The organism is Metabacillus idriensis, assembly GCF_009674765.1.
GTDB lineage: Bacteria > Bacillota > Bacilli > Bacillales > Bacillaceae > Bacillus_P > Bacillus_P idriensis.
Window position 1 is genome coordinate 1 of record NZ_WKKF01000005.1, and the last position, 20,156, is coordinate 20,156.

General features: G+C 39.9%; 21 protein-coding genes and 2 riboswitches. Of the genes, 2 read left to right on the forward strand and 19 right to left on the reverse strand.

Annotated features, from left to right (window positions below; genetic code table 11):
* Positions 1-256 precede the first annotated feature (256 nt).
* The 10 genes from GJU41_RS16030 to GJU41_RS16075 all read right to left on the reverse strand — a co-directional run bounded on the left by GJU41_RS16030 (position 257) and on the right by GJU41_RS16075 (position 9,160).
* On the reverse strand, positions 257-1,528 hold the full coding sequence (locus tag GJU41_RS16030) for a Glu/Leu/Phe/Val family dehydrogenase (protein ID WP_070877563.1): 1,272 nt from the start codon (positions 1,526-1,528) through the stop codon (positions 257-259).
* Positions 1,529-1,850: 322 nt separating this feature from the next.
* On the reverse strand, positions 1,851-2,447 hold the full coding sequence (locus GJU41_RS16035; protein ID WP_154319098.1) for a genetic competence negative regulator: 597 nt from the start codon (positions 2,445-2,447) through the stop codon (positions 1,851-1,853).
* 132 nt (positions 2,448-2,579) lie between these two features.
* Positions 2,580-3,500, reverse strand: a complete 921-nt coding sequence (locus tag GJU41_RS16040; protein WP_070877565.1) for a MerR family transcriptional regulator — start codon at positions 3,498-3,500, stop codon at positions 2,580-2,582.
* Positions 3,501-3,633: 133 nt separating this feature from the next.
* A complete protein-coding gene (locus GJU41_RS16045; protein ID WP_070877566.1) occupies positions 3,634-4,023 on the reverse strand; it encodes a hypothetical protein in 390 nt (129 codons plus the stop codon).
* A 42-nt stretch (positions 4,024-4,065) separates the two neighbouring features.
* Positions 4,066-4,701, reverse strand: coding sequence for a CBS domain-containing protein (locus GJU41_RS16050; protein ID WP_070877567.1), 636 nt, complete (start codon positions 4,699-4,701; stop codon positions 4,066-4,068).
* Between the two features lie 69 nt (positions 4,702-4,770).
* Complete coding sequence (locus tag GJU41_RS16055) at positions 4,771-5,229, reverse strand: DUF2663 family protein (RefSeq protein WP_170292811.1); 459 nt, start codon at positions 5,227-5,229, stop codon at positions 4,771-4,773.
* A 110-nt stretch (positions 5,230-5,339) separates the two neighbouring features.
* Positions 5,340-6,032: a LysM peptidoglycan-binding domain-containing protein gene (locus tag GJU41_RS16060; RefSeq protein ID WP_154319099.1), complete on the reverse strand. Its 693-nt coding sequence runs from the start codon at positions 6,030-6,032 to the stop codon at positions 5,340-5,342.
* Positions 6,025-6,621: a CPBP family intramembrane glutamic endopeptidase gene (locus GJU41_RS16065; protein ID WP_070877570.1), complete on the reverse strand. Its 597-nt coding sequence runs from the start codon at positions 6,619-6,621 to the stop codon at positions 6,025-6,027. Before GJU41_RS16065 ends, GJU41_RS16060 begins: the two co-directional genes overlap by 8 nt.
* 4 nt (positions 6,622-6,625) lie before the next feature.
* Positions 6,626-8,101 carry a RecQ family ATP-dependent DNA helicase gene (locus GJU41_RS16070; protein ID WP_070877571.1) on the reverse strand — a complete coding sequence of 492 codons (1,476 nt, stop codon included), beginning with the start codon at positions 8,099-8,101 and terminating at the stop codon, positions 6,626-6,628.
* A 9-nt stretch (positions 8,102-8,110) separates the two neighbouring features.
* The gene (locus tag GJU41_RS16075; RefSeq protein ID WP_070877572.1) at positions 8,111-9,160 is read right to left on the reverse strand and encodes a YpbB family protein; all 1,050 of its coding nucleotides are present in this window, start codon (positions 9,158-9,160) and stop codon (positions 8,111-8,113) included.
* Between the two features lie 281 nt (positions 9,161-9,441).
* Between GJU41_RS16075 and GJU41_RS16080 the strand changes: the two genes are divergently transcribed.
* Positions 9,442-9,690, forward strand: a complete 249-nt coding sequence (locus GJU41_RS16080; RefSeq protein WP_070877573.1) for a ferredoxin — start codon at positions 9,442-9,444, stop codon at positions 9,688-9,690.
* Between the two features lie 49 nt (positions 9,691-9,739).
* Here GJU41_RS16080 and GJU41_RS16085 read toward each other — a convergent pair whose 3' ends face one another.
* Positions 9,740-10,321 (reverse strand): ECF transporter S component, encoded by a 582-nt coding sequence (locus GJU41_RS16085; protein WP_070877574.1) that lies wholly within the window; start codon positions 10,319-10,321, stop codon positions 9,740-9,742.
* Between the two features lie 149 nt (positions 10,322-10,470).
* Positions 10,471-10,608: riboswitch (FMN riboswitch) on the reverse strand.
* A 189-nt stretch (positions 10,609-10,797) separates the two neighbouring features.
* Between GJU41_RS16085 and serA the strand changes: the two genes are divergently transcribed.
* The gene (gene serA / locus GJU41_RS16090) at positions 10,798-12,372 is read left to right on the forward strand and encodes a phosphoglycerate dehydrogenase (protein ID WP_154319100.1); all 1,575 of its coding nucleotides are present in this window, start codon (positions 10,798-10,800) and stop codon (positions 12,370-12,372) included.
* Positions 12,373-12,575: 203 nt separating this feature from the next.
* Here the strand turns inward: serA and GJU41_RS16095 are convergent, their stop codons facing one another.
* The 8 genes from GJU41_RS16095 to GJU41_RS16130 form a co-directional block, all read right to left on the reverse strand.
* Positions 12,576-13,829 carry an ATP-binding protein gene (locus GJU41_RS16095; RefSeq protein WP_154319101.1) on the reverse strand — a complete coding sequence of 418 codons (1,254 nt, stop codon included), beginning with the start codon at positions 13,827-13,829 and terminating at the stop codon, positions 12,576-12,578.
* 169 nt (positions 13,830-13,998) lie between these two features.
* Positions 13,999-14,811: a histidinol-phosphatase gene (locus GJU41_RS16100; RefSeq protein ID WP_070877576.1), complete on the reverse strand. Its 813-nt coding sequence runs from the start codon at positions 14,809-14,811 to the stop codon at positions 13,999-14,001.
* Positions 14,812-14,877: 66 nt separating this feature from the next.
* Positions 14,878-15,741: a M23 family metallopeptidase gene (locus tag GJU41_RS16105; protein WP_154319102.1), complete on the reverse strand. Its 864-nt coding sequence runs from the start codon at positions 15,739-15,741 to the stop codon at positions 14,878-14,880.
* 493 nt (positions 15,742-16,234) lie between these two features.
* On the reverse strand, positions 16,235-17,383 hold the full coding sequence (locus GJU41_RS16110; protein ID WP_154319103.1) for a GerMN domain-containing protein: 1,149 nt from the start codon (positions 17,381-17,383) through the stop codon (positions 16,235-16,237).
* Positions 17,380-17,916, reverse strand: coding sequence for an RNA polymerase sigma factor SigX (gene sigX, locus GJU41_RS16115; protein ID WP_070877579.1), 537 nt, complete (start codon positions 17,914-17,916; stop codon positions 17,380-17,382). Before sigX ends, GJU41_RS16110 begins: the two co-directional genes overlap by 4 nt.
* 118 nt (positions 17,917-18,034) lie before the next feature.
* Entirely contained in the window at positions 18,035-18,613 is a 579-nt protein-coding gene (locus GJU41_RS16120; protein ID WP_070877580.1) for a cob(I)yrinic acid a,c-diamide adenosyltransferase, read from the reverse strand.
* Positions 18,614-18,685: 72 nt separating this feature from the next.
* Positions 18,686-19,201 (reverse strand): ECF transporter S component, encoded by a 516-nt coding sequence (locus GJU41_RS16125; protein ID WP_070877581.1) that lies wholly within the window; start codon positions 19,199-19,201, stop codon positions 18,686-18,688.
* Positions 19,202-19,215: 14 nt separating this feature from the next.
* Positions 19,216-19,626 carry a DUF4430 domain-containing protein gene (locus GJU41_RS16130; protein WP_154319104.1) on the reverse strand — a complete coding sequence of 137 codons (411 nt, stop codon included), beginning with the start codon at positions 19,624-19,626 and terminating at the stop codon, positions 19,216-19,218.
* Between the two features lie 243 nt (positions 19,627-19,869).
* Positions 19,870-20,071, reverse strand: a riboswitch (cobalamin riboswitch).
* Positions 20,072-20,156 lie beyond the last annotated feature (85 nt).

Below are 20,156 nucleotides of genomic sequence, written 5' to 3' on the forward strand. Positions count from 1 at the left end.
ATTTTGTGAAAACAGTTTAACCAAATTAACCTACGATGTTACGAGTAAGGAGCTAGTTTCGTTCATGATAACTCGGCATGCCTGCGGGGTCTCCCATTTCCTCTATTTTCCCGCAGGAGTCAAGTTTATCCTCCACAATCCACTTATGGTTTTAACATCAAGTCTAAAAGCAACAATGTTTACGAAAAGAGCCTTTATAAAAAATCTCCTATCAGTAATGATAGGAGATTTCTTGAATTCATGCAAATATTTGATTTTAGATCCAGCCTCTGAAGCGGGATGCTTCTGCCATTTTGCGGACCCCGACCATGTATGCTGCGAGACGCATATCAACACGTCGTGTTTGTGCTGCATCATAAATATTATTAAACGATTTAACCATAACTTTTTCAAGCTTTTCATCAACTTCTTCTTCGGACCAGTAATAGCCTTGGTTGTTTTGAACCCATTCAAAGTAAGAAACGGTAACGCCTCCTGCGCTTGCCAATACATCCGGCACAAGGAGGATGCCGCGGTCAGTGAGGATTTGCGTTGCTTCAAGCGTCGTCGGGCCATTTGCAGCCTCTACAACAATACTTGCGCGGATTAAGTGTGCATTCTCTTCTGTGATTTGATTCTCAATCGCAGCCGGCACTAAAATATCACAGTCAAGCTCGAGCAGTTCCTTATTTGAAATTGTATCATTGAATAACTTTGTTACTGTTCCAAAGCTGTCGCGGCGGTCAAGCAAGTAGTCAATATCAAGACCTTCTGGATCATGCAGACCTCCATACGCATCTGAGATCCCAATAATTTTCGCACCTGCGTCATGCATGAATTTCGCTAAGTAGCTTCCAGCATTTCCAAATCCCTGTACAACAACACGGGCGCCCTTAAGCTCAATTCCTTTTTTCTTGGCAGCTTCATATATACAAATCGTAACGCCCTTCGCAGTTGCTGATTCACGGCCATGTGAACCTCCAAGCACTAAAGGCTTTCCTGTAATAAATCCAGGTGAATTAAATTCATCTATTCTGCTGTACTCATCCATCATCCACGCCATAATTTGTGAATTGGTGAAAACATCCGGAGCAGGAATATCTTTTGTCGGTCCGACAATCTGGCTGATCGCTCTTACGTATCCGCGGCTCAAGCGCTCTAATTCACGGAATGACATATCACGGGGATCACAGACAATACCGCCCTTTCCACCGCCGTAAGGCAAATCAACAATGCCGCACTTTAAACTCATCCATATTGACAGCGCTTTAACTTCAGTTTCGGTTACACCCGGATGGAACCGGATTCCGCCCTTAGTAGGTCCTACTGCATCGTTATGCTGGGCGCGGTAGCCAGTAAAAATCTTGACTGAGCCGTCATCCATTCTTACAGGTATTTTTACCGTCATCATTCTCAGCGGTTCTTTTAATAATTCATAAACTTCTTCAGGGTATCCTAGTTTCTCTAGGGCTTTATGTATCACCGTTTGTGTTGATTTCAACACATCATGCTTTTCTCGTTTATGATCGGTGCTTTTTTCGGCTACCATTCGAGTAAACCTCCTACTGTCTTTTCAATTGTGTGGAAATGTCCACCTTTCATGACATAGTATACACCTTCAGATGTTTTCTGCAAAGTAGAAAAAGCAGAAATAAAACAAAAACAAACTCATTTTTGTAAGCGATTTCAATGATGTGGTGTTAATGGGTAAAATTGGCTATATATTGCGGATTGAAGTTTGAAAATAGTGAATATTTTCAACTGCTCGAGGATTTAATCTTCTTCGCCAGTCCATTTTTGAGCACAGTTTCAACATGACAAACGGCCAAATCAAAAAACAAAACCTGCAGTAAATCTGCAGGCGTTATTTGTTATTTTGTTTTACTCCAATAGTAGTGATGCAGTTTTTCAATTGCACCATCTGCCATTATGCATTTTCCGTATTCATGGAGATAATGAATGGAGATCATGGATGGATTACCGTATTCTGCAATGATTGAAATTAAGGAATCCACTTCGATCGGCTGATGCTCATCTAGCATGAAGTAAAATCTGTTCTGATGGGAGTATACGGCTCCTTCTTTTATTCCTTGCGAGAAGAGTGCATTTGACAGCTGTATGATGTCTTCAAACTCATTGAATTCAAAAATAATATCATAGCTTTGATCGAGCTCCACTTGCATCTCAATGTAATCATCTGCGTAATCTTCATCAGTCTCTTCTTCCTCATGGTTTTTGGTCACGATGATGACCATCCCCTGAGCTTGAAGAGAGTATACTTCAACTGCAATTGGCCCGCTTGGTTCAAAGCCAAGCTCTTCACTTGCTTCATCCATCATTTCTCTGAAAAGCTGATGCACTTTCAATGAATCTTTCCATAAGTCTTCCTTCGTAAGTCCTCTGTCCATTAGATCGTCTATTGTTAAGAAGATTTTTATCTTGTTATAGTTCAATCGCTCTAGCCGCATCCCTTACCCTCCTGCCGTCAGAACGCCCTTTTCCTTATCATATGAAATACAGATGGGATGGTTCGTTGATTTTTAACAAGTTTACACTCTCTTATCCCATTAAGACAAGCAAAAGATTTCGGGGTGCTCAGGTTACACAGAAAGGCGTTCTTTAAGCCAATTGTCCCACTGGTTTTTCGTATCCCCGACGAAAAATGATTCATAGTTTTTCAAATGCTCTCTTGGAACTTTATTAAAGGCGTTGCCTCCTAGACCTATGATCAAGCTGCTGTATTTTTTTGAAAGCTCCTCAACTGACTCGACCGTTTTTGCAATGTTTTCCTGCAGAGTGCATGAGTAGAATAAAAACCTCGGATTTACTTCTTCAAGGACAATATCGATATCCCCGTCGGCGATGCTCGTCCCAAGATAAATGACTTCAAACCCTTTTCTTCTTAAATAAAGAGTAAAGATCAGAAGTCCCAGTTCATGCCATTCTCCTGGCCCGCAAACAGAAACTACTTTCGGAAGCAGTCCGTTTACAGGCAGGGTATGTAGGATGATCCCGATTCTCGAACGGAGAAATGACGACGCAAAATGCTCATGTGCAGAAGTAATTTTGCCATTTTCCCACATGTCTCCGATTTTCACGAGAAGAGTTCCTAAAATGTCGATGAGGACTTTGTCAATTGAATAAAGACTAAAAGCCTTATTTAATAGTTCATGCGCCTGATTCTCATCAAATGAAAGCAAAGCCGAAAGCAGCTCTTCTGTTAAATCCAACGCATGGTCAGGTGTATCGGAACTTGCTGACACTGCAAGAGGCTCTTCTGAAGCAAGGCCGCTGTTTTCAAGCAAATTAACTGCCTGGCTGATGGTAAAGCCTTTATTTACTTTGTTGATCAGCCACTTTAAAATTTTTATATGTTCTTCTGTATATAAACGGTGCCCTGAATCATTTCGAACCGGTGCAATCATATTATAGCGTCTTTCCCAAGCTCTTAATGTCCCTGGTTGGATTCCAAGCATTTTGGAAACTGCCTTAATGTTGTATTTGCCTTCTTGACCAGACATATCTAATCCTCCAATAACAAAAATCACTGTACTCAAAGTATATAGGATTAAACAGCATGTGTAAACTTTGTATAACAAATGAATAATCCTGCAATTGCAGCACATTTTTTCATTAGATATGTACACTAAAATCTTAATGAGCTTTTTTAGGCGAGAAATTTTGAAGGTTTGCCGTTGCCAGCCCATATAAAACTGTAAAAGCTGCTAATACTAAAGTTTGCCAAAATCCTATTTGAAATAATATATAAAAATTAATAAAAACACAATAACTAATCGTCGTCTCAAGCACATCGCCTTCGTTTCTTGCGATTTTAAACGTTAGTCTTAATGCTGTTTTTATAAGAGAAGCGTGCAGGATAAATCCAATTGAAAATAGGATCATTGAAAAAAAGGATCTTGCAGGGTTTAATACGAGCATCATAATAAATTCAGACAGTTGAAACGGAAGCTGTACAGGTATCCAAATGCATGCTAAATAGGCAGATAAGTACCCGATGATCAAAAACGCGGCATGTTTAAACAAAAAAATCCCTCCCCTACACTTTTATATGTAGGGAAGGGGGGTTTATTCATCTTCGTGGATATCGAGGACTCTGAATCCTGACTTTTCTATTCTTTCGATAAACCGGCTGATATTGTCCTTTTTTTCAATTTTCATGACAATTCTTCTGACCATGCTTTCGGTTTCATCAAACGTTACAAGGGAAATGATGTCTTCATGAAACTGCCTTGCAAGCTCTGTCAGCCTTGCGATCCTGCCCTCTGTTTCAACTGAGGTAAATGCAATTCTGACTCCTTTTTTGTTCATTCCGAATGCGCTTTGAAATTGTTCAAGAACATCATATCTCGTAACAATACCCAAGTATTCCTTTTCTTCTCCAACTACGGCAATCAGCGGAAAGTCTTTTAACTGCAGCAGCGTTTTTTCAAAAATCTCATCACCTTCAAGGAAAACATCCCGATTGACGGCAATTTCTTCCGCTTTTTTATTTTTCAAGAAATCGTCTTTCTGTACATTAGATTCAAAAAAATGCTCATATAGGTGATAACGGGTGATCATCCCTATGTATGCCGTCCCCTCCAAAACCGGAATTCCATCAATCTTATGTTTTTCCAGCTTTTCAAGCACCGTATACAGCGAATCCTCCGCTGCGGCATGTATTGTTCTTGCCTTAGGAATCATCGTACTTTTAACAAACATCGCATCACCCCATTAACGTTTTAGCATACATTCGCTGTTATTTGCTAAATTCCTTTATACTCCTTCTATTTATTTGCTTTCAAAATACAGGTTAATATCAAAATCCTTCTTCATCATGTCATAAACCTCGCCTCTTTTTTTCCAGTGATAAGGCTGTGGCCACAATTCAGAGCTTTTCCGGATAATTTCCGTTCTTAAGCCATGATATTCCTTTTCGTACTTTTCTTCTTTTTTCTTATAATAATGAGATGTTGCATACCCTGCCCCTATGGTTAATATGATGAAAAAGTGAAAGGCGCTTCCAACTACTTGACCGAGCATATAGCCAATATCGCTTCCGTTGGGAACAACAATCAATTGATAAAAGTAGAGAAAAAAGGCCATCCCGCCTGTCAGTGTAAACATCTGGAATCTAAAACAGTTCTTTTTATACCGCTCATATTTTCGTTTTTTATTCAGTACGCTCTGAAGCATTTGTTTAGTCGCTAAGTCGGTAGAATCACTAAGCTGCTGTATTTGCTTTTCCACACACATCACATCTCCTGGGAAAGGTTCTTTTCTTATACCAGATTATATGATGTTGTCCATCTTGATATGAAAAGCAAGCATGAAAAAAAACGCATGCTGTTTTCATGCGTTTACTGTTTAATCGGTATTTTAAGTACTTGACCTTCATACACACCGTCTCCGCTCATCTGGTTCCATTGCTTAATTAAAGCCTCGCCTGAGCGGTCACTGTAATATTTCACGGAGATTCTGTACAGATTTTCTTCAGGACCCACTGTGTGTTCGATTACTTTGTACTCTTCTTTTGGTTCGGGTTCGGGCTCTGGTTTTGGTTCTGGTTTTGGTTCTGGTTCTGGTTTTGGTTCTGGTTCTGGCTGTGTTTTTTCAGGTTCAGGCTCTGCTGAAGTTTGCTGAGCTGCCGCCTCTGTTTTGAAAGTTGTTTCTGCTGAGCTTACAGACGCTTGATCAGCTTCTTGTGATTTTGTTTCAGATTCTTCTAAGGACTGTTCGTCAGAAGACTGCTCTTCTTCTTCCTCTTCATCACCATATTTTATTAAGACATCTTCATAGTCGGAAATATTTTCTCCATTGACGGTTTTACTGCGGTCATCGAAATAAGAAATAATGTAGTAAAACACTATGGGAAGCAGAAAAAAGAATAAGGCCAGTATGCTTATAGCGGGATATTTATACTTTGATTTCTTTTTGTCTTTCTTTTTATGAAGTTCACTTCTGGATGGATAGCTGCCAGTTCTTGATTTGTATTCATCTATCTTATTTTTCCTGGAAGAGCGTGACGCAGCTGCTTCTTCATTTTTACTCATATTTTTCACCTCCGTTAATGTACTGCAAACGAATTTGAATGGCAAACACCAAATCGATTAAGAAATGTGCAAAGACTGTGACGAATAAATTACCTGTCCAATCATACACAAAACCAAGCAGCAAACTGATCAGCATCACCATAATAAACAGCAGACCTTTTGTTATATAACGAAAATGCAGGACTGCAAAGATGATGCTTGCTGTCCAAATGCCAAAATGAGTCTGAATGACACCGCGAAATAAAAGTTCTTCTGTAAAGGAAATTAACAGACATAGAAAGAAAATATGCGGCAAGGAACGGTGTCTGAACATTTTTTCATTGATGCCGCCATCATCATACCATTCTTTCGGCATAGTGTGCATGATGATCCAATCGAAAATCATCACAATAACAGCAGTCAATCCGCCGAACAGCAAGATTTCTGCCAGTTCAGGCCTCCATATTTCCTTAAAATCAGACAATCTGTTAAATAACATCATACTTAAAAAGACGGAAATTGTAAGTAGTAAAATTTGAGTAAAATAGAGCTGCTGAAGCAGCTGCCCATCTGTCATTTTTTTGACAAGTTCATTTTGACGCTTAACCATTTCATCACTCGTTCTGGCCAAAAATAGCCTTTAATTCTGCCTTCCACTCAAGGAGATGCAGATGCGTATGCTTCTCTTTCTTTTCTTCATAAAGTAAAAGATCAAGTCCGCACCTGTCACAGCAAATCTCCTGTGATTGGAAATTTTTTTCTTCAAAGTAATTGAGAATGCCTTGTCGCCTGCATTCTTTTGACAGCAGCCATTTCATAACTGCGTCTAATTTTCTTTTTTTGAAAGAACGCCTGTCTTCAATTTTCCCCCAAATGAATTGAATCGCCTGTTGTTCATTTCCGGACAGGGGATATGGGATCTTTTCGATATGATGAAGAATAAATCTTCCCTGTATTTCATTTACGCCAGCCGTTTCAAATGATCCTTCAGCATCTCTGCCTGCAGAGATTTGATAAATGGTCTGATGGAGCTGTTCATACGTTGAAAACTCAGATTCCAGCAGGGATAAAGGTATTTCCATATCTCCGCTTCCAATAAGAGATATTGCTACACTTGGCAGTCCATCTCTTCCGGCTCTTCCTATTTCCTGCACGTAGGATTCCATTTGAGAGGGAAAATGAAAATGGATGACATATCTGACATTCCCTTTATTAACACCCATTCCAAATGCATTTGTGCAGCAGACCACATCTAATTGATCATATATAAACTGCTGCTGAATCAGTGTCCTCTGCTCTTGCTCCATCCCGGCATGATAACAGGCAGACTCGCTAATGCCCTCCATTTTTAGAAATTGCGCAAGGTTTTCCGTCCATTTTCTGCTTGAGCAGTATATAATACCAGGGCCTTTCAGGGTTTTTACTAGTTCAGATACTCGTTTCATCTTACCTTCAAGTGAATGGCACTCCTCAATTTTAATAGCAATATTGCTCCGGTTAACTGATTGAATATGCCTTTTTGCGTTCGTCATGTGGAGAGATTTTTCAATATCCTTAAGCACCTCTGGTGTCGCAGTCGCAGTCAGTGCCATGCAAGGTGCCCAGCCAAGTTTCTCTCTTAATTCACCTAGCTTTGAGTAGTCAGGTCTGAAATCATGACCCCATTGAGAAATACAGTGAGCTTCATCAACTACAAATAATGAGAGTTTTATCTCCCGAAGTGCAGAAGCAACTGCTTCAGACTGCAGAATTTCTGGCGATGCAAAGATATATTTGTATTGATTCAGTCTGCTTAATGCTCTTTGTCTTTCCATATAAGGGAGAGCGCCATTTAAGCCAATGACCCTCTTCTCCCCCCGGAGGCGAATTTGCTGAATCTGATCTTCCATTAGTGAAAGGAGCGGTGAAACGATCAGAACCGTCCCTTCCAGAATGTAAGCAGGCAGCTGATAGCAAAGCGACTTCCCTCCTCCTGTAGGAAGAAGGGCGATTGCATCATGGCCGTCTATAATGTCCGTTATGATGGTTTCCTGGCCAGTTCGAAATGAATCATGTCCGAAATGGCGCTTTAATGCTTGTTTAACGTTCATGACTTCCTCCTAAAGACGTGTAAAAGCGAGCCTGATCTGAAAATATGAATAACGGTCATTCAGCGCTTCTTTTACAATTCTCAGCTGATGCGTGTTTAATTCCTCAATCTTCCTAGCAATAACCTGAAGACAATCATCCGCTAAAAACATGGAAAAATCAAAAGCAGTGTCATTCAATGAAATCTCCACAACATGATCTTCAATCGTGCTTAATTTTAAATGCCTGATTCTTGCAATGTCCTCTATTGATTTTCCCAATTGGATCAGCTGCAGCGTTTTTGAAGTGGATTCGGTAAGAGGGTGAACTTTTGAAAGGTCTTGTATCACAGAGTTCAAAAGCGGATATTGATGTTTTTTCAGGCTGCATTCTTCTAGTACACGGTGTATAACGTTCCAAAACAGAAGTTTTATGTACTCTGCATCTTCTTTAAATTTTTCGCCAAGCTGTTCATATGTCAGGCCAATGCGCTGATTTGAAGTCAATTGATATACCCAAATCGCCGCCTCCCGATCTGAAAACCGCTGAAGATGACTGAGCATTTCCTGATAAAGACCATCTGAGAGCTCCATTTTATTTAGAGATGACCTTTTAAAAAAATGCTTTACCCAACGCTGCACTTTTTCATCTTTTGTAACAGGCAAGTATTTTGTGCTGCCTGCTTTTGTATGAGAAAGAACTTGAGTCATCAGCATCAGTCTTTTCCAGAAAAGAAATCCGCTTGATGAAAAGATGGATCCATTCAAGCTTTTAGGAAGTGGCTTATTTTTCAGTACTGTTTCAAGAAGAGTTTCAGCTTTTTTTGTTAAAATAAGAACATCTTTTTCTGAATAAATTAAGTATCCATTTTCAATGAGATTTTGCACAGCTGCTTCAAACTCTTTTCGCTTTAAAGCCGGATACATGCCGAATAAGTTTGAAAGGTGAAAAAGCTTGCTGTCCTGAATCGTCTGTGAGGATTTTTTCCCTTTTAATAAATGGAAAACGGCTGATGAAGAGCGTTCCCCGCCGAATTTCTTAAGACAATCTAAATAGACAATATCTAAATAATTTTGAGTCATTCACATCACCTTACACTTTTTGACACGTTTCGATTCTTGCTTCTATTGTAACAGATTCTATCTGAAAATTGGCGTTTAAAGTTGCCTGTAAAGGGTATCTTAATTACTAGAAAGCCTTGTATGATAAGCATTCTCATTGTACTTTCCTATTGAAAAGTTTCGAAAACAGATTTACAATGTATAAATATAAAGAGGTACGCACCTGATTTTTCAGTTTTTCACTGACAAATGAATGAATGTACCATATCATAGAGTGTGACCATTTCAGAGGAGGTTTTTTTATGGCAAAGTTTACAATCGTTGACAAAGATACTTGCATTGCTTGCGGTGCATGTGGAGCAGCAGCACCAGACATTTATGATTATGATGATGAGGGTATTGCATTCGTAACCCTTGATGATAACCAGGGAATTGTCGAAGTACCTGAAATCTTAGAAGAAGACATGATGGATGCTTATGAAGGCTGTCCGACAGATTCCATTAAAATTGCTGACGAATCATTTGACGGCGACGCTTTAAAGTTTGAATAGCACACAAAAAACCCTCTGCCGCGGCAGAGGGTTTTTCTTTATTCATTTATTATGCAGCACGTTTATAATCAGTTTGTGCATGAACCCATGTTTTAAGCTTCGCGAAGATTGCCATAAACACAAATCCCATGGCAATTCCTTTAATTAAGTTAAACGGCAGAATTCCCGCTGCGATTAGGGCGCGCAATTCTGGCGCTGCCATAGCCGGGGCATTAAGGAACCATGTGTATGCCGGAATAAACAGGTAATAGTTTAGGACACTCATGACTAAAGCCATCACGATTGTGCCGATTGAAAGTCCAATTGCAAGGCCTCTCATTGAATTCATTTTACGGTACATATAGGAAGCAGGCAGAATATATAAGACACCTGCAGTAAAATTAGCCAGCTGCCCTACAGGAACGCCTGTTGCATTTCCCATAATAATGTAATGAAGAATATTTTTGATTGCTTCAACCATAATACCGGCTCCAGGCCCAAACAAAATAGCTGCGATAATGGCCGGAACATCTCCGAAATCAAGCTCTAAAAAGCTTGAGAACCCAATCGGAAAATTAAAAATCATTAATACAAACCCTACACTTGCAAGCATTGCGATTGATACTTGCTTTTTCACCTTACTTTGCTGCATCTTTCTCTCTCCTTTTTCGATCCATCCGGAAAGAAAGGAAACGTTCTGTTTATCCAAGCAAAAATAAAACCCTTTGCGCATCGTACACAAAGGGAGAAATTAAGCAAGGTTAAATAAACGATTAAAATTTGCATTTTAACCGCCAGAACCTCCATCTTCTCCCATCCAGACTATACTGTCGGCTCTGGAATCACACCAGATCCTGCCAAACTGCAAACGGCTCGCGGGCTAGAAACATTTGTTTCATTACCGCCGGTCGGGAATTGCACCCTGCCCCGAAGATAGATCATATTATTTTGTTTTCGAGATAAGTATACTGCATCCTTTTCATTTTGTGAATATAAATGCTTTAAATCGGATCAGCATTCTTTTTCCAATTAAAGTCTTTACCCTTTTAACGCTTTACTGTTATTGACATAATAATCTTAATATGATAAATTATCTGATATTTAATAGAAGTGCTTAGGGGGATAATCATGTATCGAATACTAGTGTCAGATTCAATGAGTGCAGACGGGCTTCAGCTTTTGCTTGCAGCAGAAAATGTAGAGGTTGTTCAGAAAAAAGCGTCAGAGGCAGCAAATGAGCTCCATACGTTTCACGCCTTGCTTGTCAGAAGTGCCACTAAAGTTACGGATGAATTAATCGCTAAAATGCCGTCCCTTAAAATAATTGCAAGAGCCGGTGTTGGAATCGATAACATTGATCTTGATGCAGCGACTAAACATGGTGTTGTCGTCATTAATGCACCTGATGGAAATACGATTTCTACAGCTGAGCATACATTTGCGATGATGACTTCCCTTCTCCGCCATATTCCGCAGGCAAATGTATCTGTTAAGTCTAATGAATGGAATCGTACAGCATTTGTCGGAACTGAACTTTACGGCAAGACATTGGGAATTGTCGGACTCGGCAGAATCGGAACAGAAATCGCAAAACGCGCGCAGGCTTTTGGAGTAAATGTGCTTGTTTTCGATCCATTTTTGACCCGTGACCGCGCTGCAAAAATATCAGTAAAAAGCGCGAGTCTTGATGAACTTCTAGAGAAGGCAGATATCATTACTGTACATACTCCTCTCACAAAAGAAACAAAAGGACTTATCGGAGCAAAATCCTTGCCTAAGACAAAAAAAGGCGTTTATTTGCTCAACTGTGCACGAGGCGGAATTATCGATGAAGAAGCCCTTATTCCTTTCTTAGAAAACGGGCACATTGCAGGTGTAGCGCTGGATGTATTTGAAACAGAACCTCCAGTTGATCACCCGCTGCTGGCCTTTGACAATGTAATTGCAACTCCTCATTTAGGAGCTTCTACGAAGGAAGCTCAGTTAAACGTTGCAGCCCAGGTCGCACAGGATGTTCTGCATTTTCTGGACGGCAAAATGGTGACGACATCTGTTAACCTGCCGACATTAACAAAAGAAGTGTTCGAAAAAATTCAGCCATTTTACAAGCTTGCCAAAAAAATGGGGAACGTCGTTTCTCAGTGCATGAAGGAGCCTGTGAATGACATTTCCATAAAATATGAAGGATCTGTAGCAGAACTTGAAACTTCATTTATTACAAAAAGTTTGATTGCAGGGTTTTTAACACCCCGTGTTGCTTCTAATGTAAATGAAGTAAACGCAGGCATGATTGCAAAAGAACGCGGAATCAGCTTCAGCGAAAAAATCACTTCAAATCAGTCAGGATATGAAAATTGCATCACAGTAACAATCCATGGTGACCATACAACCTTTGAAATAAAAGGCACGCACATCCCTCACTACGGTGAACGAATTGTAGGCATTAATTCTTTCAATATCGACTTTTACCCATCAGGACATCTTATTTATATTCAGCATACTGATAAACCGGGGGTCATTGGGCGCGTTGGCCGAATTTTAGGTGATCATGAAGTAAACATCGCCACCATGCAAGTAGGCCGTAAAAATGCAGGCGGAGAAGCCATCATGATGCTCTCATTCGACCGTTCCCTGGACGATGCTCTGCTGAGGACCCTATCCGAAATTGATGATATCGTGTCAATTAGAGCCATTGAACTCTGAAATGCAGAATCGCCCGTTTAGCTCAGACAGACAGAAAAGGCTCATCCAGTAAAGGCGCTTTTTGCCTTTGCTGGATGAGCCGTTCTGGCCGAGGAGTTGGGCGATGGAGCTCTACACCATGAAATGCTGAACCGACTGCTCAGCAAAATAAAAAGAAATTAACATTAAAAAAACAGAGAACAGTCTTCCTGCTCTCTGTTTTTTTATGTTCTTTTTATCGGAATTTCAATCTCAACAGCCGTGCCTTCGCCAACTTTGCTGCTGAAAGATATTTTTCCATTATGTGATTCAATGATTCTGTAGCTTACGGTAAGGCCGAGTCCTGTTCCTTTTTCTTTTACCGAATAGAATGGTTCACCGAGTCTTTTAAGTCTTTCTTCTTCCATTCCTTCACCATCATCAGCAATCACGACGAAGGCATGTTCCTGATTGTGGCTGACTTTAATCTCAATGGTTTTAGAGCAGGCTTCAATCGAGTTTTTAATGACATTAATAAAGACTTGTTTAAGCTGATTTGGCTCACAATCAATATCCGGCATGCCAGCTGCATGCTCAAATTCAATATTAACGCCGTACATATTAGCCTGTGACTCCAAAAGCGATATAACGTTGCACATAAGCTGGTTCAAATTTGTTTTTTTGAAATGAATATTCTGCGGTTTGGCCAAAACAAGGAGTTCACCGACGATTTCATTAATCCGGTCAAGCTCGCTTTCCATGATTTCGTAATACATTTTGTTCACACTGTCATTTTTATTCATCAGCTGAACAAACCCCTTTAGAGAGGTGAGAGGATTTCTTATTTCATGGGCAACACTTGCAGCAAGCCCTCCCACAACACTTAATTTTTCAGCCTTCTGCAGACGGTCCTCGGCTTCTTTCATTTGTGTAATATCCCGCCCGATTACAACAAGAGCTTTTCTTGACCCGTCATCGTTAAATAGCGGAACTTTGATCGTATCAAACGTTTTGAAGGTTCCGTCAGGCAAAGGAATAATTTCTTCACAGCGGCTGACAGTTCCGCCCTGCCATGTAATTTCATCAGATTTTTCGCAAAATAAAAGAGCCTCTTTATAGAAATCCGTGTATTCAGCAAGCTCCCGGTCACTTTTCCCTTTATATTCAACACCCTGCAGCTGAAATAGATTCAAACCAAACGTATTGACTTCTATCCATTTGCCCTGGCCATCTTTAAAGTTCACAAAATCCACCATGGAATTAATCAGGGACAAAAGCTTTTCTTTCTCCCGCTCCAACTCCTTAAACTGTTCGTTTTCATTGATTAAGTAGTAGATGAAGATGCTTGTGGCGATGATAAAAACAATGGCTTTAAATTTTGAAATAATAACAAACGTATAAATATCGTAGTCTAAAATCGCAATTAAATGATCTGTTCCAAAAATCCAGATCAAACTGATAAAAAAATATATGTAAAGGACTTTTTTCTTTTTTGACATGAAATTCTCCCGCTAAATGATGTGTAGACTTTCATTTTACTACTATTAGCATCTAAATAGATAGGAGACGATTGAATTTTTTCTTATTTTATGAGATGAGAACCTTCAGAAACTAAACTCTTTCCATAAAAAAGTGTCACTCTATATAGAATGACATTTTTTTATACAACTATTTAAGCGGCACTTCTTTTCGCTCTCCTTTTTGGAACGTCATTAATGAAGTATATCCGACATTTTTTGCAAGAGCGATGGCCTGATCATAATCCGCCCCAACATCACCAGGTATATGTGCATCAGAAGAAAGGACAATCGGAATGTTTTTCTGAAAACATAAAGATAGAAGTCTTTCATCCGGATACAGCTGCCCAACAGGCTTTCTCAAACCGGCCGTGCTGATCTCAACACAGGTTTTCGATGCGGCAAGGGCATCTGTAGCTCTATCATATTGCTTCATCAAAAATTCTTCATCACTTGGCACATACTTAAAAATCTTCACTAAATCAAGGTGTCCTACAATATCAAATAAATTTGACTGAGCAAGTGTTACAACCTGATCGAAATATTTTTCATATACTTCATTTACATCGCGCCTGTCCCATTCGTGAAGAAACTCTTTTAAATCAATGCCAAAGTCATCAACCCAGTGGATGGACCCGATAACATAATCAAAATCATATGTATCAATGAAAGTTTTCATCTCAGCATGCTTTCCTGGTGTATAGTCCATTTCAATAGACATTTTCACATCAATTCCATGATTCCATGCCTCTTTAAAAAGTGCAACATAGTCCTTCATATCATAGTATCGTCTTTCTTCTACCCACGGATTGCTTAGTATATCTTTTGTCTGATAAAAGTGATAGGCATGTTCTGAGATTCCAAAGTGCTGAATGCCTTTTTTTGCAGCTTCATCTGTGAATTGCTTCAAATAATCAAGTGTCAGGCTGCCTCGTTCTAAATGATTGTGATAGTCTGTCCGCATCGTCTGCCCCCCGTAAGTTTTGTCCATTATAACTTTTTTTGGGCAGTGTGACAATGCATTTTCTGTTTATTCTGAAGAACTGGAATGATTAGAGATTTTCAAATTCTGATCGGGGAAGATCGCTTCCGTTTTTAAACGATTTTCTTTTTTCAGCTGATGAACAGTCACTTGAAACTCATCTGCAATCGAGAAAAGGGTATCTCCTTTTTTCACAGTGTACGTTTTACTATCCGGCTTATCTTTAACTATTAACATTTGGCCTATTGCCAAAGTGCTAGATGATAGTCCGTTCATCTCTTTCAAGGCTCCAATGGAAAGACCGTATCTCTTTGAGAGCCCCCACAGCGTGTCCCCTTTTTTCACAGTAATAGAATCTGGATTTTTCACCGCAGCTGATGCTGGCATCGTGAGGACCGGCACGGCTTCAATTTTACTTGCAGCCACCATCAGAAATGGATTAACGGCATTTTTCTTATCGAAGGTCCACTTTCCTTTATGTACTTCAAAATGAAGATGTGTTCCTCTGGATGCGCCTGTATTTCCAATAACGCCTATTTCATCTCCATTCTTCACTTTGGAACCTTCTGAGACTGATCTTTTGCTTAAATGAGCATATACGGTTTCATAGCCTTCTGGATGCTGAATAAATACCACATGTCCGTATGTATCTGAATAATAGGATTTCGTCACAAGACCTTCTTGTACGGACTGAATGATAGTTCCTTCTGGAGCTGCGATATCAATCCCTTTATGTTTTCCGCTTCTTGTTCCAAACGTATCAGTAATGGTCCCCTTTATGGGGCTGGACCAACTTAATTCTTCAGCGCCGGATCTTCCTTCAGCCTTTGCCAGGGTGCCGCTTACGAATAATAGAACGATGCATAAACCAACTAATAACGCGATTGATAACCTTCTTAACAAATCTAACATAACTTCCCCCTAAGCTCTTGTTTGTCAAAAAATGACCAATACTAGTATTATGCAGTGATTTCCAATTCATACATAAGGATTTATGGGGGATTGAATTGTTTAAGACGGTGCGAGCAGGAGTAACCCTGTATTTTCGCAGGAAAAGCAGCGTTCTATTTTAATCGGATTTTCTTTTAATTGCGAAAATCAATCATTCCTATGCGGAATATATCGGTTTCTTTACGCTTAGGGATCCGGCTGATTTCTCATAGGTTGTTGTATGGTGAATTGACTCTTCAAAATCACGAATCTCAATGCAAAATCAGTTTTGAGGGACTAACTTGGGTATTCAGGTGCGAGTTTGAGCTGCAAATTGGTTTTGAAGGTATTTTAACTTTGACTTCGGGTTTTCCCGCTTCCCCCTATTTTCCGCAGGAGCAAAGCAAACTTTACGAATTTATTTCCTAACAAGAAAAAACCGCAGCATTCATCGTGCAGCGGTCATAACACTTCTCTATTCATTTAAATCGACAGGATTTGGGGAAAACGGCACAGGCACTGCCTCTGTCAAATCCATTTCTCCAACTCTGTCTACATTTAATCCTTCGAACTTCACACTCTCATATCCAAACTCTTTAGCAGTCATTAAGATGGCTTCAAGCATCAGAGTATCTGTTTCATTATCATCAATCGTTGATTCAGAAGTAAATTCAATGGTCACATCATCATTTGTTTCTTCAATGTCTTTGATGACAACTGTTTTTTCGATGACAGGCTTAAGCCCGAGTGTTCCATTTCCTTTCATTGCGGACAATGCCTCAGACAGTTTATCGAATGGGAGCAAGGATGGGGCTAGAAGTTTAGGCGCTTCAATGCTCTCCTGGTAAAGGAAATACGCTTTTCTTTTAAGAGTGCCAAGTTTCATCCCTTCCAGGAAGCCATATGCACCCAGTTCTATTCCCTTCTCTCCATTCTTAAAGTACTCTGCTTCTTCAATGCCCTGCCAGCGGAAGGACTCTTCAATGCCTTCTGTAAAAAGTTTATTGTCCGTTTCTGATGCGGACAGAGCGAAAGGATTTTCGTTAACGTCGATTAAAAGTTTAGATGGAGTCCCTTCTGCATAAGCAAGCTTCAACCCTGATAAAGAAGAAGAACTTAGCCCTGCCTGTGCCGGATTAAAATCTGAAAGAACCGATTGAAACATGGTCAGATAATCTTCACTCTTTTCCATTTGAAAGCTGAGAGTGATCATATTTTGCACCTGCTGATCAGGATAAGCAGCAGTGACAATGGAAAAACCGTCTTCAGAACGGGCTACAAACGTGCTTTTTTCAGAGCCGCCTGTCAGTTCAGCCTCTTTTTTTGATTCAGCATTCTCTGAGAATGGCTGTGCCTGGTCTAAACTTGCTTTATCCATGCTTGATTCTGACTTACTGCTGCTTTGATTTATACCTAATTGATTAATGAAAAAAGGCGATATTAGTAATAGAATAAAAAGTGCGGCAATACTTGCGAAAGCAGGTGTTACCCAAGGCTTCCTGTGTTTATATTCTTTTTTAGGCAATCGGGCATAAATTTCAGCAGTAGTCCGTTTATCTTCAATCAGCGGCAGCTTTTTTAAGGCTTCGGCAATTTGATCTTCATTCCAATTTGATTTGTTCATCCTTTTAAAATCCCCTCCTCCCTCACATTATGGTCAATCAAATGTTGTTTCAATACTTTTAATGCCCTGTGCTGGGTGGTTTTCACTTTACTCTCAGTAAAGCCAAGTGCAGCAGCGGTCTCAGCAATGGACAGCCCTTGCAAATAACGCAAAATAATGACAGAGCGCTGATCAACTGTGCAGCTGTCGAGAGAACGGTAAATCCCCTGCAATTCTTCATTTTGAGCGGCAATTTCCTCAGGCATTGGCTGCAAATCCTTTATTTGCTGCCGGTCCCAATCAAATGTTTCCAGAATTCTTTGCTTCAAGGTTTTTTGCTTTCTGAAAAAGTCGATGGCTACATGCCTTGCTATGGAGAAAATCCACGTTTTTTCACTGCTTCTTCCTTCAAAGCTGTCATAGGATTTTAAAATTCGTATATAAACTTCCTGAACGAGGTCTTCAGCCTGCTCACGATTTTTCACCATATAAAATAAGAATTGAAAAATATCACCATGATACTTTTCATAGATCCTCTGAAAGGACTCTTCCATGAATGAACCCCCGATCACACCATTAGTCGATTTTCTTGTGTAAAAAGTTACATATTATTCACTATATATCTGTTCAAAATAAAAAGGAAGGTGCTCCCTTCCCTCATTTCCAACTATTTTATGACTGTTTGGGCTTCGTAAATACGATCGCGCTTCTTTCGTATTCCACATCTTTAGAACCGAGTCTCGCATTTGCGACTCTAGCTGCAGCAAAGAAGTAATCTGACAATCTATTCATATATTTTAATACATGTTCATTGATCTCTGTTTGCTTCTGCAGGGAAACGATGCAGCGTTCAGCTCTTCTTGCTACAGTTCTTGCAATATGTATGGCGGATGCGGCGTGTGTGCCTCCAGGAAGAATAAAGCGCTGCAGCGGCGGAGCCTCAGCAGAATACTGATCAATTCTTTCTTCTAAGAATGCAATCATTTCAGCTGTTGTTTTATACGGATGCTTTTGTTTGCCATGTATGACCGCAAGATCGCTTCCGCAGTCAAACAGCTCATGCTGAATTTTTTCAAATTCATGATACAGGTCTGTCAGTTTATCTTCATGGAGCCACGTCATGGCAAGTCCGACAAATGAATTTACTTCATCAATCGTGCCGTATGCCTCTACTCTTAAATCATCTTTATCGACTCGGCCGCCAATAATGCTTGTTTTCCCTTTGTCGCCTGTTCTTGTATATAAATTCATTTTTCAGCAGCTCCTTTAGGGTTTAAAAGTAAAAAGAGCGAAACTAATCGCTCTTTTATTTTACCATTTTTCTTATTGCATTGTTACGCCATAATCCTTCTTTTTCAAGTAATACTCAAACGTTTTTCTCATGACAGGATAAAGCAAAAGAAAGAAAATGCCATTTCCGATTGCATGTGCTGTATCAAACGGCAGACCAGCAAGATAATAGGCGAATCCATGGTCAGTCAAGACAAACATATTCAGTGAAACAACAAATCCGAATAGGTATCCTGCTAATACAGAAATCGGTGTAAAGATGATCAGGCGATTTGATTTCACATATTTGCCTAAAAGACCTGATATCAATGCGAGAATGCCCCATGCGAGCATTTGCCAGATTGTCCATGTTCCCATCCCGAGCAGCAAATTGCTCAGGAAGCATCCTAAAACGGCTACAATCATGCCATTTACAGGGCCAATTAATATAGAAGTGATGAGAATAATGGCAGTCATTGGCTGAATGTTCGGCACAAATTGAAAAGCCATTCTTCCAACAACTGATAATGCGATCAGCAGCGAAAGCAGACTGATTCTTCTAGTTGTCATAGCGCGCTCCAGGATTACTCATATTTTCTTAAATCGAACTCAACTTTATCTCCATCTTTCAGCTCGATTTCATTAGCTCCCGTCATAGCGTCTTCTCCATTAACAATTAAATGCCAGTAAGTTTTATCCGCATCGCTTGCCATGATTCCATCAATCCCGCTGATGAAGCCGCCAGCTTCTTCCACTTCGAAATTCGCTTTCATTGCATCCATCAGTGTCTGGCCTTCTTCAAAAGCTACTTCTTTAGAATCGACTTTCTCCGCCATTTCATTTTTAGTAAGTGTGACAGCAGCTTTCAATTCTTCTGCTTCATCAGCAGCCTGTTCAGATTTTGGAGCTTCCTTCTTCGGTTCCTCCGCTGTATTTCCGCAAGCTGCAAGCAGCGCTAAAAGGAAAACGGACAGTAAACTTATTAATTTTTTCATAACTAATCTCTCCTTCTTCTGTATGTATCTATTTAGTGGATCATGAAACCCATAAGAAAAGGTAAATTGCCTTGATATGCTATGACACGGAAGTCAGACTCTGGAGCTTGATCTTTATATTCTGAGAAATATGAAAAAGCCCATCTCCTCAGATGGGCTTAAAAACGGCATAATTAGATTCAGATTGTATGCAAAGAAACATAAATCCTGCCGTTTCTATGCTCAAGCCCCCGAAGAATACAAACAATGTAAGAGATATCGGCAGGTCTACTGACTTTTGCGTCATCCTCCACTCGAACCTTCCCATATAATAAACAGCAATAGAGCCATCTGATTATACAGTGGTTTAGCCAAAGTTTCGTCGGCAAATACAGTTGCGGGGACAGTTCAGGCATTTCACCTGATTCCCTATTAAGCGTAAAGCACCTATATCTCAAAGTATACGATTTTATTAATTCAGTCTTATTTTACATAAAACGACTAAGGTCTTCAACAGAAATTTCATTCGGTGTTTCTTATGAAACAAGAAT

What these genes read in the sequence shown, in the direction of transcription:
- GJU41_RS16030 (WP_070877563.1), bottom strand. Translation starts at nt 1,528, where the DNA reads ATGGTAGCCGAAAAAAGCACCGATCATAAACGAGAAAAGCATGATGTG.
- GJU41_RS16035 (WP_154319098.1), bottom strand. Translation starts at nt 2,447, where the DNA reads ATGCGGCTAGAGCGATTGAACTATAACAAGATAAAAATCTTCTTAACA.
- GJU41_RS16040 (WP_070877565.1), bottom strand. Translation starts at nt 3,500, where the DNA reads ATGTCTGGTCAAGAAGGCAAATACAACATTAAGGCAGTTTCCAAAATG.
- GJU41_RS16050 (WP_070877567.1), bottom strand. Translation starts at nt 4,701, where the DNA reads ATGTTTGTTAAAAGTACGATGATTCCTAAGGCAAGAACAATACATGCC.
- GJU41_RS16060 (WP_154319099.1), bottom strand. Translation starts at nt 6,032, where the DNA reads ATGAGTAAAAATGAAGAAGCAGCTGCGTCACGCTCTTCCAGGAAAAAT.
- GJU41_RS16065 (WP_070877570.1), bottom strand. Translation starts at nt 6,621, where the DNA reads ATGGTTAAGCGTCAAAATGAACTTGTCAAAAAAATGACAGATGGGCAG.
- GJU41_RS16070 (WP_070877571.1), bottom strand. Translation starts at nt 8,101, where the DNA reads ATGAACGTTAAACAAGCATTAAAGCGCCATTTCGGACATGATTCATTT.
- GJU41_RS16075 (WP_070877572.1), bottom strand. Translation starts at nt 9,160, where the DNA reads ATGACTCAAAATTATTTAGATATTGTCTATTTAGATTGTCTTAAGAAA.
- GJU41_RS16080 (WP_070877573.1), top strand. Translation starts at nt 9,442, where the DNA reads ATGGCAAAGTTTACAATCGTTGACAAAGATACTTGCATTGCTTGCGGT.
- GJU41_RS16085 (WP_070877574.1), bottom strand. Translation starts at nt 10,321, where the DNA reads ATGCAGCAAAGTAAGGTGAAAAAGCAAGTATCAATCGCAATGCTTGCA.
- serA (WP_154319100.1), top strand. Translation starts at nt 10,798, where the DNA reads ATGTATCGAATACTAGTGTCAGATTCAATGAGTGCAGACGGGCTTCAG.
- GJU41_RS16095 (WP_154319101.1), bottom strand. Translation starts at nt 13,829, where the DNA reads ATGTCAAAAAAGAAAAAAGTCCTTTACATATATTTTTTTATCAGTTTG.
- GJU41_RS16100 (WP_070877576.1), bottom strand. Translation starts at nt 14,811, where the DNA reads ATGCGGACAGACTATCACAATCATTTAGAACGAGGCAGCCTGACACTT.
- GJU41_RS16105 (WP_154319102.1), bottom strand. Translation starts at nt 15,741, where the DNA reads ATGTTAGATTTGTTAAGAAGGTTATCAATCGCGTTATTAGTTGGTTTA.
- GJU41_RS16110 (WP_154319103.1), bottom strand. Translation starts at nt 17,383, where the DNA reads ATGAACAAATCAAATTGGAATGAAGATCAAATTGCCGAAGCCTTAAAA.
- sigX (WP_070877579.1), bottom strand. Translation starts at nt 17,916, where the DNA reads ATGGAAGAGTCCTTTCAGAGGATCTATGAAAAGTATCATGGTGATATT.
- GJU41_RS16120 (WP_070877580.1), bottom strand. Translation starts at nt 18,613, where the DNA reads ATGAATTTATATACAAGAACAGGCGACAAAGGGAAAACAAGCATTATT.
- GJU41_RS16125 (WP_070877581.1), bottom strand. Translation starts at nt 19,201, where the DNA reads ATGACAACTAGAAGAATCAGTCTGCTTTCGCTGCTGATCGCATTATCA.
- GJU41_RS16130 (WP_154319104.1), bottom strand. Translation starts at nt 19,626, where the DNA reads ATGAAAAAATTAATAAGTTTACTGTCCGTTTTCCTTTTAGCGCTGCTT.